Annotated in this window: 12 protein-coding genes; 5 read left to right on the top strand and 7 right to left on the bottom strand. The window is 69.3% G+C overall.

The annotated features are described in order from the left end of the window. The first annotated feature begins 324 nt into the window (after positions 1-324). Complete coding sequence (locus ABIB42_RS02865) at positions 325-1,515, top strand: RNA-guided endonuclease InsQ/TnpB family protein (RefSeq protein WP_005667178.1); 1,191 nt, start codon at positions 325-327, stop codon at positions 1,513-1,515. Here ABIB42_RS02865 and ABIB42_RS02860 read toward each other — a convergent pair whose 3' ends face one another. From ABIB42_RS02860 to ABIB42_RS02850, 3 genes are all read right to left on the bottom strand, one after another. Continuing rightward, on the bottom strand, positions 1,516-2,412 hold the full coding sequence (locus ABIB42_RS02860) for a LysR substrate-binding domain-containing protein (protein WP_429247870.1): 897 nt from the start codon (positions 2,410-2,412) through the stop codon (positions 1,516-1,518). Positions 2,413-2,481: 69 nt separating this feature from the next. Next, a complete protein-coding gene (alr, locus tag ABIB42_RS02855) occupies positions 2,482-3,630 on the bottom strand; it encodes an alanine racemase (RefSeq protein WP_219864440.1) in 1,149 nt (382 codons plus the stop codon). Positions 3,631-3,634: 4 nt separating this feature from the next. Further along, positions 3,635-4,927: a D-amino acid dehydrogenase gene (locus tag ABIB42_RS02850; RefSeq protein ID WP_429247869.1), complete on the bottom strand. Its 1,293-nt coding sequence runs from the start codon at positions 4,925-4,927 to the stop codon at positions 3,635-3,637. 124 nt (positions 4,928-5,051) lie between these two features. On the opposite strand from ABIB42_RS02850, the gene ABIB42_RS02845 reads away from it, so the two are divergent. After that, the gene (locus ABIB42_RS02845) at positions 5,052-5,537 is read left to right on the top strand and encodes an Lrp/AsnC ligand binding domain-containing protein (RefSeq protein WP_005667188.1); all 486 of its coding nucleotides are present in this window, start codon (positions 5,052-5,054) and stop codon (positions 5,535-5,537) included. A gap of 79 nt (positions 5,538-5,616) precedes the next feature. Beyond that, positions 5,617-7,800 carry a hybrid sensor histidine kinase/response regulator gene (locus tag ABIB42_RS02840; RefSeq protein WP_005667190.1) on the top strand — a complete coding sequence of 728 codons (2,184 nt, stop codon included), beginning with the start codon at positions 5,617-5,619 and terminating at the stop codon, positions 7,798-7,800. On the opposite strand, the gene ABIB42_RS02835 is transcribed toward ABIB42_RS02840, so the two are convergent. Then, positions 7,686-8,180 carry a winged helix-turn-helix domain-containing protein gene (locus ABIB42_RS02835; protein WP_005667192.1) on the bottom strand — a complete coding sequence of 165 codons (495 nt, stop codon included), beginning with the start codon at positions 8,178-8,180 and terminating at the stop codon, positions 7,686-7,688. The genes ABIB42_RS02840 and ABIB42_RS02835 overlap by 115 nt on opposite strands. 170 nt (positions 8,181-8,350) lie before the next feature. On the opposite strand from ABIB42_RS02835, the gene ABIB42_RS02830 reads away from it, so the two are divergent. Further along, positions 8,351-8,893: a flavin reductase family protein gene (locus ABIB42_RS02830; protein WP_005667193.1), complete on the top strand. Its 543-nt coding sequence runs from the start codon at positions 8,351-8,353 to the stop codon at positions 8,891-8,893. A 3-nt stretch (positions 8,894-8,896) separates the two neighbouring features. On the opposite strand, the gene ABIB42_RS02825 is transcribed toward ABIB42_RS02830, so the two are convergent. The 3 genes from ABIB42_RS02825 to ABIB42_RS02815 all read right to left on the bottom strand — a co-directional run bounded on the left by ABIB42_RS02825 (position 8,897) and on the right by ABIB42_RS02815 (position 11,729). After that, positions 8,897-9,370 carry a hypothetical protein gene (locus ABIB42_RS02825; protein WP_005667195.1) on the bottom strand — a complete coding sequence of 158 codons (474 nt, stop codon included), beginning with the start codon at positions 9,368-9,370 and terminating at the stop codon, positions 8,897-8,899. Between the two features lie 34 nt (positions 9,371-9,404). Then, positions 9,405-10,238, bottom strand: a complete 834-nt coding sequence (locus tag ABIB42_RS02820) for a universal stress protein (RefSeq protein ID WP_005667197.1) — start codon at positions 10,236-10,238, stop codon at positions 9,405-9,407. Positions 10,239-10,511: 273 nt separating this feature from the next. Continuing rightward, a complete protein-coding gene (locus ABIB42_RS02815; RefSeq protein ID WP_005667198.1) occupies positions 10,512-11,729 on the bottom strand; it encodes a metal-dependent hydrolase in 1,218 nt (405 codons plus the stop codon). A 167-nt stretch (positions 11,730-11,896) separates the two neighbouring features. Between ABIB42_RS02815 and ABIB42_RS02810 the strand changes: the two genes are divergently transcribed. Then, positions 11,897-13,474, top strand: a complete 1,578-nt coding sequence (locus ABIB42_RS02810) for a methyl-accepting chemotaxis protein (protein WP_429247868.1) — start codon at positions 11,897-11,899, stop codon at positions 13,472-13,474. The last annotated feature ends 15 nt before the right edge of the window (positions 13,475-13,489 follow it).

The following is a 13,489-nucleotide window of genomic DNA, read 5'->3' as shown; positions in this document are numbered from 1 at the left end:
GTTCTGCTGGGTACTGATTCACTGCGCGTCTTTGCTCCGCCCCCGGATGGATTAAAGTGATTCAAGTGACGCGACATCTATCCTGACAGAGGGGGATAGTCGGACGGACATGAATGCGGGAGTGCGCTGGTCGTTATGGGAGGAATACATGCCCGCAGCGCGAGTGCGATGGTTCGCATCTGCTAAAGATGGGCTGGAAATCTGGAATTTGGCTGAAGGGTGCGCTTTTGGGAACTATTTGGTGCCTCACCAGCTCTGACAAGACCGGCTGATTCGCTCTTGCCGGTTTCATAGCCAACGCCGGCCACGCTTCTGGGAACCATTATGTTCCGCGGTCATCGCATTCGTCTCGACCCCAACAACGTCCAGGCGACCTACCTTGCCCGCGCGGCAGGTACCGCCCGGTTCGCCTACAATTGGGCACTGGCCGAGTGGCAGCGACAGTATGAAGCGTGCAGGGCCGATCCAGACTTGCCAAAACCGAACGAGAAGGCCCTGAGGCGCCAGCTCAATGCGATCAAACGCATGCAGTACCCCTGGATGCTGGAAGTGACGAAGAATGCTCCGCAGATGGCGATCCAGCAATTGGGACGCGCCTTCGAGAATTTCTTCAAAGGCCGGGCTCGTTACCCGAGATATCGACGCAAGGGTCGTGACGACCGCTTTACATTGACGAATGACCAGTTCAGCGTCAAGGACAAACGCATCCGTATCCCGAAGCTGGGATGGCTGCGCATGTGCGAATCCCTGCGCCTGAGTGGGCGAATCGTCTCGGCCTCGATCGAGCGTGTTGCAGATCGCTGGTATGCCAGTGTAGTTGTCAACACCGACGCGTCACACTTGCCGCCCGCCAAAAACCAAGGCGCGGTAGGAGTCGATCTGGGTGTCAGGACGCTGGCCACCTTGTCAACCGGCGAGACCTTCGCCGGCCCCAAGGCGCTCCGGTCTCTCCTGGCGCGGGTAAAGCGCTTGGCGCGCAGTCTGTCGCGCAAAGTCAAAGGGGCCCGCAATTACATCAAGGCGAAAAACAAGCTCGCGCGCCTGCATGCGCGGATCGCCGAGATACGGCGGGACGGCCTGCACAAGCTGACCACATCCATCACCCGTCGATTCCATCTCATCGGCATCGAGGATCTGAACGTCAAGGGCATGCTTGGGAACCGCTGCCTGGCGCGCTCGATCACGGACATGGGCTTCGGTGAGCTGCGCCGCCAACTGGAGTACAAGGCGGCGTGGCGCGGTGGGCAGGTCGTCGTGGTCGATCGCTGGTATCCCAGCAGCAAGACGTGTTACTGCTGCGGCCATCGGCTCGAGGTGCTCGACCTTGAGGTTCGCCGATGGCATTGTCCAGACTGCGGCGCACAGCACGATCGCGACATGAACGCGGCAATCAACCTGAGAAATATGGCGTTGAGTTCCACCGTCGCTGCCTGTGGAGGGGAAGGCGCTGGCCTTGGGCGTGAAGCGCAAGACGAAACCGGCCCCGGCGAAGCAGGAATTCAACAGCAAAGTTAACTATGGACGGCTTTGCGTAAGTTTGAAAGAACGGAGCACGTGCTGCTTGAACAGGTCGAGCACGGGATTGTCGTTGTTGCGGCGGTAGGCGCCCACCAGGTGGACGGGCTCGGTCGTCATCCGGCGCGTGACGACGCCTTCGAACTTCAGGCGGCAGGCGCCTTCGGCGATCAGGGCGGCCCCCATTCCCGCGCCGACGAGCGCCAGCATGGTGTGGACCTGTCCGATGTACTCGACGACATCGGGCACGACGCCGGCCCTGGCAAAGCGTTCGCTGAGCATCTGGTAGAAGGGACGCGCCTCGTAGGGCGAGTACATGAGGAAAGGCCGGCCGTGCAGGCATTGCAGGGTGGGCTCGGCGGGCCAGGCGTGGGCCTTGCTCGCCTGCACCGCCAGCATGAGCGACTCGGTCGCCATCGGCACGCTTTCCAGTTCGCCGTTGATGGGGTGCGGCCGCATCAGGGCCAGGTCGATCTCGCCTGCGTTGAGCGCCTCGACCTGGGCCGTGCTCACGAGCTCTTTCAGGTTGAGCGCCACATCGGGGCAGACCTGGCGGATGCCGCGCACGACCGCCGGCAGCAGGCTGTAGCCGGAGGCGGCGGAAAAACCGATCGAGAGCGTGCCCTGTTCACCCCTGGCCGTGCGGCGCGCCTTGACCGCCGCCTCTTGCGCCAGGCGCAGGATGCGGACGGCTTCCGGCAGGAAGGCCTTGCCGGCGGCGGTGAGGGTGACGGAACGGCTGCTGCGCTCGAGCAGGGCCACGCCGACGCTGTGTTCGAGCAGCCGGACCTGGCGGCTCAACGGCGGCTGCGTCATGTTCAGGCGCTGCGCCGCCCGGCTGAAGTGAAGTTCTTCGGCAACGGCGACGAAGCAGCGAAGCTGGCTGATTTCGAACAAGGTGGACTCCCGGGCTGCCGCGGCGGGTCGCCGCAGGCAGCATGGTAACCGCGGCGCCCGATTTCGGCGTTATTCTTGCGCCGGCAGCCCGAGATAACGGCGCGCGAAGCGCCCGCCCAGGCGGGTCAGCACCTCGTAGCCGATGGTGCCGGCCTGGAGCGCGACGTCGTCGACCGTCTGCTGCGGGCACAGCAGGTCGACCGTCCGCCCCGGCGCGATCCGGTCTTCGGGGATGCCGGTGACGTCGAGCGTGATGCTGTCCATCGACACGGTGCCGGCGAAGGGCACGGCCACGCCGTCGACGAAGGCCTGCGAACGGCCGGTGAGGGCGCGCAGCCAGCCGTCGGCATAGCCGATCGCGATGGTGGCGATGCGGCGCTCGCCCGGCGCCACGTAGCGCGCGCCATAGCCGACGATGTCGCCGGCGGCCACGGTGCGCAGCTGCACCACGCGCGCCGCCAGCGACACCGCCTGCGCCAGCGGATTGGCGTGAGCCGGCTGGGGATTGATGCCGTACAGCGCGCATCCCGGGCGCAGCAGGTCGAAGTGCCAGGCGCCGCCCAGGAACACGCCCGAGGAATTGGCCAGGCTGGCCGGCACGCCGGGAAACAGCGCGCGCGCCTCTTCGAAGCGCCGGCGCTGGCGCGCGTTGAGCGGGTGCGCCGGCTCGTCGGCGCAGGCCAGGTGGCTCATCAACAATCGCGGCGCGATGCCGTCCAGCCAGGCCGGGTCCTGGCGCAGCCGGTCGAGATCGGCGGCCGCGAGGCCCATGCGCGACATGCCGGTGTCGACCTGGAGCGCGGCCGGCAGTTCGCGCCCGAGCTCGCGCGCCAGCGCGCGCCATTCGGCCACCTGGCCGGGGTCGTTCAGCACCGGCGTCAGGTCGTGCTCGACGCAGTCGCGCGCCGTGCCCGGCATGGCGCCGTGCATCACATAAATGGTGCAATCGCCGGGCACGAGCCGGCGCAGGCGGATGCCTTCGTCGAGGTGAGCCACGAAGAAGCTGCGGCAGCCTTCGCGCGCCAGCGCCGCCGCGACCTTGTCCATGCCGAGCCCGTAGGCGTCGGCCTTCAGGACCGCGCCGCAGGCCGCCCCGGTGCTGGCGGCGCCGCGCGCGCGCAGCAAGCGGTAATTGGCGCGCACCGCGTCCAGGTCGATCGTGAGGGTGGCGCCGGCGCGCGCCGCGCCGTCATCGCGCCGATCGGTGTGTTGATCCATGCGCTTACGCCTGCGCCAGCTTGGCGCCGGCGGCGCCGCCGCTGCCGCCCGCGTAGCGGAACACGGCCAGGTCGTCGGCGCGGATCGACGGCGCCTTGCCGCCCACCAGGTCGGCGATCACGCTGGCCGAGCCGGCCGCCATGGTCCAGCCCAGCGTGCCGTGGCCGGTGTTCAGGAACAGGTTGCGCAGCAGCGTGGCGCCCACCACCGGGGTGCTGTCCGGCGTCATCGGACGCAGGCCGATCCAGAAGCTGGCCCGGGCGGTGTCGCCCGCGCCCGGGAACAGGTCGTTGACGACCAGCTCCAGGGTTTCGCGGCGGCGTGGATTGAGGTCGAGGTTGTAGCCGGAAAGCTCGGCCATGCCGCCAACGCGGATGCGGTCGTCGAAGCGGGTGACGGCAATCTTGTAGGTCTCGTCGAGGATGGTCGACACCGGCGCGCGCGCCGCGTCCGTGATCGGCACCGTCAGCGAATAGCCCTTCATCGGATACACCGGCAGCGGGAACCAGCGCTGCAGCAGCAGGCGCGAATAGCTGCCCAGGGCCAGCACGAAGCGATCCGCGGCGAATGCGCCCTTGTCGGTTTCAACCGAGACGATCTCGCCGCCCGCCTCGTTGAGGCAGCGGATCGTGGTGTCGAATTCGAAGCGCACGCCCAGGTCGCGCGCCATGGCCGTCAGGCGGCTGGTGAACAGCTGGCAGTCGCCGGTTTCGTCGTTCGGCAGGCGCAGGCCGCCGACCAGCTTGTCGGCCACGTTGGCCAGCGCCGGTTCGGCCGTGGCCAGCTGTGCGCCCTCCAGCACTTCATAGGCCACGCCGGCGTCGCGCAGCACCTCGATGTCCTTGGCCGCGCCGTCGAACTGCTGGCGGGTGCGGAACAGCTGGACCGTGCCCTGCTGGCGGCCTTCGTAGGCGATGCCGGTGTCGCGCCGCAGCGCGCGCATGCAATCGCGGCTGTATTCGGCCAGGCGCACCATGCGCTCCTTGTTGACGGCGTAGCGGGCAGGGTCGCAGTTGCGGTACATCTCCCACATCCACTGCAGCTGGAACAGCGAGCCGTCGGGACGGATCGCCAGCGGCGCGTGGCGCTGGAACAGCCACTTGGCGGCCTTCAGCGGAATGCCGGGCGCGGCCCACGGCGAGGCATAGCCGGGCGAGATCTGGCCGGCATTGGCGAAACTGGTCTCGAGGGCGGGACCGGGCTGGCGGTCGATGACCGTGACCTCGTGGCCGGCCTGCGCCAGGTAATACGCGGTGGTGACGCCGACCACGCCGCTGCCCAATACGATGACTCGCATATGTTCCTCGAAAAATCCAGATTTAGAAAAGCTTGCCATCGTAGCGCGGGTGAGGAGATAATTGTTTCTGTTAATACGCAATTTTTCAGCAAATACTTCTGCATTCACCCACCGGAATCGACCCATGCGCGTGCAAAAAGCCTCGAACCGCATCCTGGACCGGATCGACCTGCATATCCTGTCGATCCTGCAGCAGGATGCGCGGATCGTGATGAAGGACCTGGCCGAGCAGGTCGGGCTGTCGCTCACGCCCTGCATCGAGCGGGTCAAGCGCATGGAGCGCGACGGCGTCATCCAGGGCTACTACGCGCGCATCAATCCACAGGCGCTGGGCATGCAGATCCTGGTGTTCGTCGAGATCAACCTGCACCAGAAATCCGACAAGGCCTTCGAACGCTTCCGGCGCGCGATGCTGGCCATTCCCGAGGTGATGGAATGCCACCTGGTGTCGGGCGACTTCGACTACCTGATCAAGGCGCGCATCCCCGAGATGTCCGAGTACCGGCGCCTGCTGGGGGAGATCCTGCACGTGGCCGACGCCGGCCAGTCGAAGAGCTATGTGGTGATGGAAGAACTGAAGGAAACCCTGGCGCTGTCGATTCCGCGCTGACCCCGGTGGTCAATCCCGCAAAAACCGCAAGGATGGAGGCGGCTCATCCTATAATGGACGTTTCCTTTCTGGAACACCCATGCGCGCCGTTGCCGGAACCGTCCTGTCCCTCCGACACCTCCTGATCCTGCTCACCGCGATCGGCCTGCTGCCGCTCGTGCTGCTGGGAGTCTGGACCATCCACGGCGCCGGCCTGTACCTGGAGCAGGAACAGGAAAGGATGATGATCGGCCATGCGCGCGCGCTGTCGAGCGCCGTCGACGCCGAGCTGGACGCCACCGTGGCAGCCCTGAGCGGCATCGCCAAGAGTCCGCAACTGGCGGGCGGCGACCTGCGCGGCTTCCACGACACCGCCAGCCGCCTGTCGCGCCCCGACTGGCTGGGGGTGGTGCTCTCCGACGCCGCCGGCCGTCCGCTGTTTCGCACCATGGCGCCATATGGGGCGCCGGCGGCGCGCATCGCCGATCCCGGCAGTCTGCACCAGGCGATGGAGCAGCGCCGCCCGATGGCCGGCCGCGTCGCGCGCGGGCAGGGCGGGCGCCCGGCGGTGCCGGTGCGGATCCCGGTGACGGGGCCCGACGGCCAGCCCTGGGTCCTGACCGCCGTGGTCCAGCCGAACCGCTTCCTGGACGTGATCGCGCGCCAGAAGATTCCTCCGGAATCGGTGATCGCGGTGATGGACGGCGGCGGCGCGCTGGTGGCGCGCTCGCGCGACCAGGAGCGCACCGTGGTCGGCGCGCCCAGCGCCTCGCTCACGGCGCTGATGAAGAGCGGCGGGCCGGAAGGCGTGGGCGTGACCACCACGCTCGAAGGCGACCAGGTGATCAGCGCCTACACGACCTCGCCGCGCTATGGCTGGGTGGTGGCGGTGGGCGCCCCCAGCGCCGGCTTCGGGGTGGGCTTCTTCCAGCGCTTCGCGGTCTACGTGCTGGGCGCCTGGGTGGTGCTGAGCGCCTGCATCGCGCTGGCCTCGTGGCTGTCCGGGCGCATCGTGCGCCGCATCGAGAGCGTGCAGGCCGGCGCCGCCGCGCTGGGCAGCGCGCGCAAGGTGCAGGTGGCGCCGTCGCGGATCAAGGAGATCCGCGAGATGGGCCAGGCACTGGAGGCCGCCGCCAGCCGGCGCGCCGCGCAGGAAGAGGAGCGTTCGCGCCTGCTGGCGTCGCTCGAGGAAGCGCTGGCGCAGGCGCGCCAGGCCGGCCAGGCCAAGGACGCCTTCCTGGCCATGCTGGGCCACGAACTGCGCAATCCGCTCAGCCCGATCCTGACCTCGCTCGACCTGATGGACTTGCGGGGCGAAGCGGGCAGCCAGCGCGAGCGCGCCGTCATGCGGCGCCAGGTGACCCACCTGCGGCGCCTGGTCGACGACCTGCTGGACGTGTCGCGCATCGCCTCCGGCAAGCTGGCGATCGACGCCCGCCCGCTGAACCTGGCCGAACTGGCGCGTCATGCGGTGGCGGCCCTGCCGGGCGAGCCCATCACCCTGGAGGCGCCGCCGGAGGTCTGGGTCACCGGCGACGAGACCCGCCTGGCGCAGGTGCTGGGCAACCTGCTGTCGAACGCGGCCCGCTTCGGCAGCAGCGACACCCGCGTCACGCTGGCGGCGGTGAATGGCGAGGCGGTGCTGGGCGTGAGCGACAACGGCGCCGGCATGGCCCCTGAGTTGCTGGCGCGCGTGTTCGAGCCGTTCTACCAGGCGCCGCAGCCGCTGGCGCGGCGCACCGGCGGACTCGGGCTCGGCCTGGCGATCGTGCGCGAGATCGCCCAACTGCATGGCGGCCGGGTCGCGGCCTACAGCGCTGGCCCGGGCGCCGGCAGCCGTTTCGAGGTGATCCTGCCGCTCGGCGCGCCGAGCGCGGCGCGCGAGCCGGATCCGCTGGCGCCGGCGGCGCCGGGACGCCGCATCCTGCTGGTCGACGACAACGAGGATGCGGCCGCGGCCAGCGCGCTGCTGCTGCGCCACCTGGGGCATGCGGTGCGGGTCGCCCACAGCGCGGCCGAGGCGCGCGCGCTGGCCGTGGCCGAACCGCCCGAGGTGGCGATCCTCGACATCGGCCTGCCCGACATGGACGGCTATGCGCTGGCCGCGGCCTTGCGCGGCGACGCGGGCGCGCCGGAAGGAGGCCCGCTGCGGCTGGTGGCGCTGACCGGTTACGGCCAGCAGGCCGACGTGGCGCGCGCGCTGGCCGCCGGTTTCGACGTGCACCTGACCAAGCCGGCGACCATCGAGGCGCTGCAGGATGCGGTGGCGCCGGCCGCGGCCTGAGCAGGCGTGGACGGCGGGTTTCCGGCAGCGTGGGCGGGAGCGGCCGCCTCCCCGGCCTGGGGCGCGGGCACGGCGGTGAAGGCGTAGCCGCGCCCGGCCACGTTCACGATCGCGCTGCCGGCGTCGCCCAGCAGCTTGCGCAGGGCCGCGATCTGCACCCGCAGGTTCGCCTCGACCACCACGGTATGCGGCCAGGCCCCGGCCATCAGCGCGCGCTTGCTCACGACTTCGCCGGGCCGGGAGGCCAGCAGCACCAGCAGGTCGTAGGCGCGCGCGCCGCTCGGCAGCGGGCGTCCGGCGCGCAGCAGCAGGCGCTGGGCGGGAAGCAGTTCGAAGTCGAGAAAGGCGATCCTGGTGGGGGCGGATGGGCCGGAATCCATGGCAAGCCTCGTGTCTGGTGGTGGCGGGTCGGGACGTATCGTGACCATTGTCCGCCGCCGGCGCGCGCCGGCGCTAGCATTTTTCTGCTGTCGCGTGCGTTGCCTGCAAGCGTACGCCGGACGCTTGCGGGCCGGACCATAATATGGACGGGCTGATAACGGGAGGACGGATGGGACGCAAGCACGACCTGCCGCTGCACGAAGTGCGGCGCTACCTGGAGCCGGGACCGGTGGTGCTGGTGAGCTCGTGCCACCGTGGCGAGCATGACGTCATGGTGATGGGCTGGCACACGGTGATGGAATTCAGTCCGTCCCTGATCGGCTGCGTGATCTCGTCCGCCAACCACAGCCACGGCCTGATCCGCGCCAGCGGCGAATGCGTGATCAACCTGCCGACCACCCGCCAGCTCGAGGCGGTGCTGGGCGTCGGTTCGACCACCGGGGCCGAGATCGACAAGTTCGCCGCCTTCGGCCTCACGCCGGAGGCAAGCGAGCAGGTGGCGGCGCCGTCGATCCGCGAGTGTCACGCCCAGTTCGAGTGCCGGCTGCATGACGACAGCCTGGTCGGGCGCTACGATTTCTTCATCTGGGAAGTGGTGGCGGCGCGCGTCGCCGCGCGGCCACGCCATCCGGAAACCCTGCACTACAAGGGTGACGGCACGTTCATGGTGTCGGGCAAGGTGATTCGGCGCCAGCGCGCCGGCCTCAAGTAGATGTCAGTGGTGGCGCGAGCGCCAGCCCGCGTGCCCGGCGCCATGCAGCAGGATGCGCGGCACCCGCCCGCCGGGGCGGCCGCTGGGCGCATGCGGCGCCGTGGCCAGCGCGAGGTCGGTGCTGATCCGGTGCAGCGACAGCAGGTCGAGCAGCGCCGCCACCAGCTGGCGGCCGAGCGTGACGTCGCCATCCTCGACCAGCGGCATGGCGCGGTGCAGGGCGGCCAGGATGGTGGCGTTCTCGGCGCGGTGCTCGTGCAGGCGTTCGTAGTCGAGCGATTCCATGACCCGTTCCTCGTGCCGGAACCCGACCTCGACCGCCGTGACGACGGCCGGGAAGGCGTGCACGAAGCAGTCGTCCGGCGTGCAGGTGCTGTCGGCCGTGTCGGCCAGGCGCGCGCACAGGTGGCGGCGGGCATGGCGGATCGCGGCGCCGATGGCGCCGGCGCTGCCTCCTGGATAGTGGTGAAAAGTCATGGCTGAAATAGTGGCAAAGTAGGTCGAGTGGGATTCAATGGGCGATCAGGAGCGGCGCCGGCGCGTGGTCGAGCACGTCGCGCGTGACGCCGCCGAGGATCCATTCGCGGTAGCGGCTATGGCCGAAGGCGCCGGTCACCATCAGCCCGGCGTGGCAGTCGCGCGCCATGTCCATCAGGGCCTCGCCCTCGGTGGCGCGGGTATGCGCGACGGCGACGTCGACCTTCAGGCCATGGCGCGCCAGGTAGTGCGCCATGTCGGCCCCCGGTTCGTCGCCGTGCAGGCCGGATTGCAGGTCGGGGTTGACCAGCGCCAGGTGCACGGTGCCGGCCTGGGCCAGCAGGGGCAGGGCGGCGTTGATCGCGCGCTGGGCCGGCATGCTGCCGTCCCAGCCGACCAGCGCGTCGCCGGGGATCGGCTTGCCGTGGTAGGAGTCGGGCACCACCAGCACCGGACGGACGCCGTGCAGGGCCAGGTATTGGGGCAGGCCCCGTTCGGTCGTGGCGCGGGCGCGGCCATTGTCCTGGCTCACCACCACGAGGTCGGCGTAGCGCGCCTGCAGCAGCAGGCCGTCGCGGTCGGCGTCTTCGACCATGCGCGCCTCGGCGCCGCGGATGCCGAGGCGCCCGGCCTGGGCCACGAAATCGTCGAGCTGGGTGGCGACGGCATCGCGCAGGTCCTGGAATTCGCGATTGGAGACCGGCATGGCCATCGAGCCGTTCAGCACCGCGTAACTGGCCATCGACAGGCCGGTGGCGGCGCTGCCGACCAAGTGGGCGCCGTGCGCGCCGGCGAGCAGCGCCGCCGCGCGCAGGCGGCTCTCCTGGCAGGGCCCGCCATCGACATGGACGAGTATGGTCTTGAACATATGCTGACTCCGTTCGGTGGTCTGGAACGTGGCGCACGGCGTTTCACTATACGCGGCGCAAGGCAGCCTGTCAGGCGCACGGTTGATCGCGATCAAACGTGGGTCAAATTTCACTGCGGCGTGGGCTGGATTGGTTTGCTGGCAATCCAGGCCGGCAGCGTGGGTTCGGTAGTCATCGAGCTCCTGTCCGGTGCGGGGGCGGCTGCCGTCGATCAGACGGCAGCAGGCGTGCAATCCCGCCCTGCTTCAGGACCTGCCTCGGGCGCGCGACCTTCAGCGCCCGTCCAGCAAGTCCTGGCGCGGCCGCTCCCATTGCGGCACCGGCGCCGGGCACGGCTGACCGGCCATCTCGTCATAGGGAAGCGTCGAGAAATTCTCTTCCCCCGGCGCGCTGAAGCGGATGTCGGTCGCCTTGCCGTCGACCAGCGACGGCACGCGCGCGAAGCGCAGCCAGCCGTCGAAGTGACAGTTATCCTGCTGTAGCGCGCGCAGGCCGGCCAGGCTGCCGTGTTCCCGATACTTCCACGACAGCGCCTCGGCGGGCGCTCCCGGTTCGCCACCGAAGCGCGCCGGGCAGGCCGCCACGCTGGTGATGCCGGGCGCCAGGCTCAGTACGCCGAGGCGCACCGCATAGCTTCCGGCGCCGCCGTGGTCGGTGATCGTCGCGAACGACCAGCACAGGGGATTCGAGGGAAAGGCCGACAGCGGCAGGTCGAGCACCCGGCTGCCGGGATCGACCTGGGCCAGCGCCGCGCGGATCTGTTCGCGCGCCAGCTGCCCGGCCACGCCCTGCACCGCGATGAAGCCCAGGCAGGCCACCAGCGCCGTGACCACGCCGCGCGCGCCGCCGCGGCGCGCCATGAAGCCCACCACGCCCGCCAGCAGCAACAGTCCGGCGAGCGAACCCCATTGCAGGAACCCCAGATAGGTGAACGCCACCGGCGCCGCCAGGATCAGCGCCGCGAACAGCCAGCGCAGCAGCCGGTTCGGCGCCAGCAGGGCGAGCGCGATCCCGAGCGCGGTCCAGAACACCGGCTCGATGATGAACACCATGTCGCCATACAGCCAGCGTGAGTCGAGCGGGTGGAAGGGGTGCACGCCATACACGTTCAGGAAGTCGAGCGACAGGTGCAGCACCATCCCGAGCGCGGCGGTGGCCAGCACCGCGCGCCGCGCCGTGCGGTCGTCGCGCAGCAGGCGCCGCGCCCCTGGCCACAGCAGCCAGAGCAGGCCGAGCAGCAGCGCGATCTGGGGCAGGGCATACAGCAGCGTGTGCGTATGGCCGCGGTGGTGCAGCAGGTAGCCGAGCGGCGGCGCCAACAGGGGCGTGAGCACCAGGTCCAGGTCGGGGAAGTTGCTGGCCAGCGCGCCGGTGGCGAGCAGGACGCGGCGGCGCGTGCGCGCCTGGTGCGGATCGGGTTGAAAGGGCAGGGCGCGGTCGGCGAGTTCGCCCAGCGCCAGGCCTACCAGGGAGTGAGTGAGATTGTCCATCCCACAAGTTTACCGTGAAAGCAAGACATTGAACTAAATCAAGATTCTCTTGGTTACATAGCATGGCCAACCATCGCATTTTTGATGTAGGTCATATTTTTCGCATTTCCTCATCGCTAGAATGCAAGAAACTATATTTTCTTACAGGCAACAAGAGGGAGAGCACAGTGCGCAACAACCAGCCAGTGACCGGGATCGAATACGTGATGGGGGCGGGACAGTCGATCGTCTCGAAGACCGATACCAAAGGCCGCATCACCTACGTCAACCCGAGCTTCGTCGACGTCAGCGGTTTCAGCGTGGACGAGTTGCTGGGCAAGGCGCACAATATCGTGCGCCACCCCGACATGCCGCCCGAAGCCTTCGCCGACCTGTGGGCGACCCTGCAGGCGGGCGAACCCTGGACCGGGATGGTCAAGAACCGCCGCAAGAACGGCGACTTCTATTGGGTGGTGGCGAACGTGGTGCCGATCCGGGAGCGCGGCCGCGTGACCGGCTATATGTCGGTGCGCACCGCGCCCACCCGCGCGCAGGTCGAGCAGGCCGACCTGTTGTACCGTCGGATCCGCGCCGGCCAGGCGCGCGGCCTGGGCATCGTGCGCGGCCGGGTGGTGCGCACCGGCTGGCGCCGGCGCCTGGATGTCCTGGCCGCCCTGCGCGCGCTGTCGCTGCGCCAGCGCCTGGGCTGGACGATGGGCGCCCAGGCCGTGCTGCTGGGCACGCTCGCGGCGGTGGCCGAAGGCATGGGCTGGCGCGTGCTGGCCGGCGCCGGCGTGCTGGCCTCGCTGGCGGCCTGGTATGAGCTCGATCGCAGCATCGCGCGGCCTCTGCGGGAAGCCATCGCCACCGTCCACGCCCTGGCCGGCGGCGACCTGGCGCGTCCCGTCGCGGCGCCCGGCAGCGGGGACGTCGGCCGCCTGCAGCTGGCGCTGCGCCAGCTGAACATCAATCTCACCGCGATCATCGGCGACGTGCGCGACAACGTCAGCTCGATCGAGCTGGCCACCCGCGCGATCGCCGCCGGCAACGCCGACCTGGCCGCCCGCACCGAAGCCCAGGCCGCCAGCCTCGAGCAGACCGCCAGCAGCCTGGGCAATATCGCGCGCGCCGCCGGCCGCAATACCGACAGTGCGGTGCAGGCCGACGGCATGGTGCTGGCCGCCACGACGGTGGCCGGCCAGGGCGGCCAGGCCGTCGATCGCGTCGGCCGGACCATGGACCGGATCAGCGGCTCGGCCAACCGCATCGGCGACATCATCGGCCTGATCGACGGCATCGCCTTCCAGACCAATCTGCTGGCGCTGAACGCGGCGGTGGAGGCGGCCAGGGCCGGCGAGCAGGGGCGCGGCTTCGCGGTCGTGGCCGGCGAAGTGCGCAGCCTGGCCCAGCGCACCGCCGGCGCCGCCAAGGAAATCAAGGGATTGATCGAGGTCTCCAGCGGCCACGTGGGCGAGGGGAGCGAACTGGTCGGCCAGGCCGGCCAGACCATGCGCGCGGTGGTCGACAAGGTGGGCGAGGCAGCCGCCATCATGAGCGCGATCACGGCCGCCAGCCGCGAACAGGCCCAGGACATCCTGGGCGTCAACGCCGCCATGAGCGAGCTGGACGCGATCACGCGGCAGAACGCCGCCCAGGTCGAGGAATCGGCGCTGTCCTCTGGCAGCGTGGCCGATGAGGCAGCACGCCTGTCGCTGGCCTTGTCCGTGTTCAAGTTCAAGCATGGCGGGCGGCCAAGCCAGAGCTGACTCTTCCATATTTGA

The organism is Massilia sp. UYP32 (assembly GCF_050434365.1).
Lineage (GTDB): Bacteria > Pseudomonadota > Gammaproteobacteria > Burkholderiales > Burkholderiaceae_D > Telluria > Telluria timonae.
The sequence above is the reverse complement of the archived record's forward strand: the minus strand, read 5'-3'. Positions and strand labels throughout refer to the sequence as shown.

Bases quoted from the DNA above. Each gene is read 5' to 3' on its own strand.
- ABIB42_RS02865 (WP_005667178.1), top strand. From the start codon at position 325: ATGTTCCGCGGTCATCGCATTCGTCTCGACCCCAACAACGTCCAGGCG.
- alr (WP_219864440.1), bottom strand. From the start codon at position 3,630: ATGGATCAACACACCGATCGGCGCGATGACGGCGCGGCGCGCGCCGGC.
- ABIB42_RS02825 (WP_005667195.1), bottom strand. From the start codon at position 9,370: ATGACTTTTCACCACTATCCAGGAGGCAGCGCCGGCGCCATCGGCGCC.
- ABIB42_RS02815 (WP_005667198.1), bottom strand. From the start codon at position 11,729: ATGGACAATCTCACTCACTCCCTGGTAGGCCTGGCGCTGGGCGAACTC.
- ABIB42_RS02835 (WP_005667192.1), bottom strand. From the start codon at position 8,180: ATGGATTCCGGCCCATCCGCCCCCACCAGGATCGCCTTTCTCGACTTC.
- ABIB42_RS02840 (WP_005667190.1), top strand. From the start codon at position 5,617: ATGCGCGCCGTTGCCGGAACCGTCCTGTCCCTCCGACACCTCCTGATC.
- ABIB42_RS02830 (WP_005667193.1), top strand. From the start codon at position 8,351: ATGGGACGCAAGCACGACCTGCCGCTGCACGAAGTGCGGCGCTACCTG.
- ABIB42_RS02820 (WP_005667197.1), bottom strand. From the start codon at position 10,238: ATGTTCAAGACCATACTCGTCCATGTCGATGGCGGGCCCTGCCAGGAG.
- ABIB42_RS02850 (WP_429247869.1), bottom strand. From the start codon at position 4,927: ATGCGAGTCATCGTATTGGGCAGCGGCGTGGTCGGCGTCACCACCGCG.
- ABIB42_RS02845 (WP_005667188.1), top strand. From the start codon at position 5,052: ATGCGCGTGCAAAAAGCCTCGAACCGCATCCTGGACCGGATCGACCTG.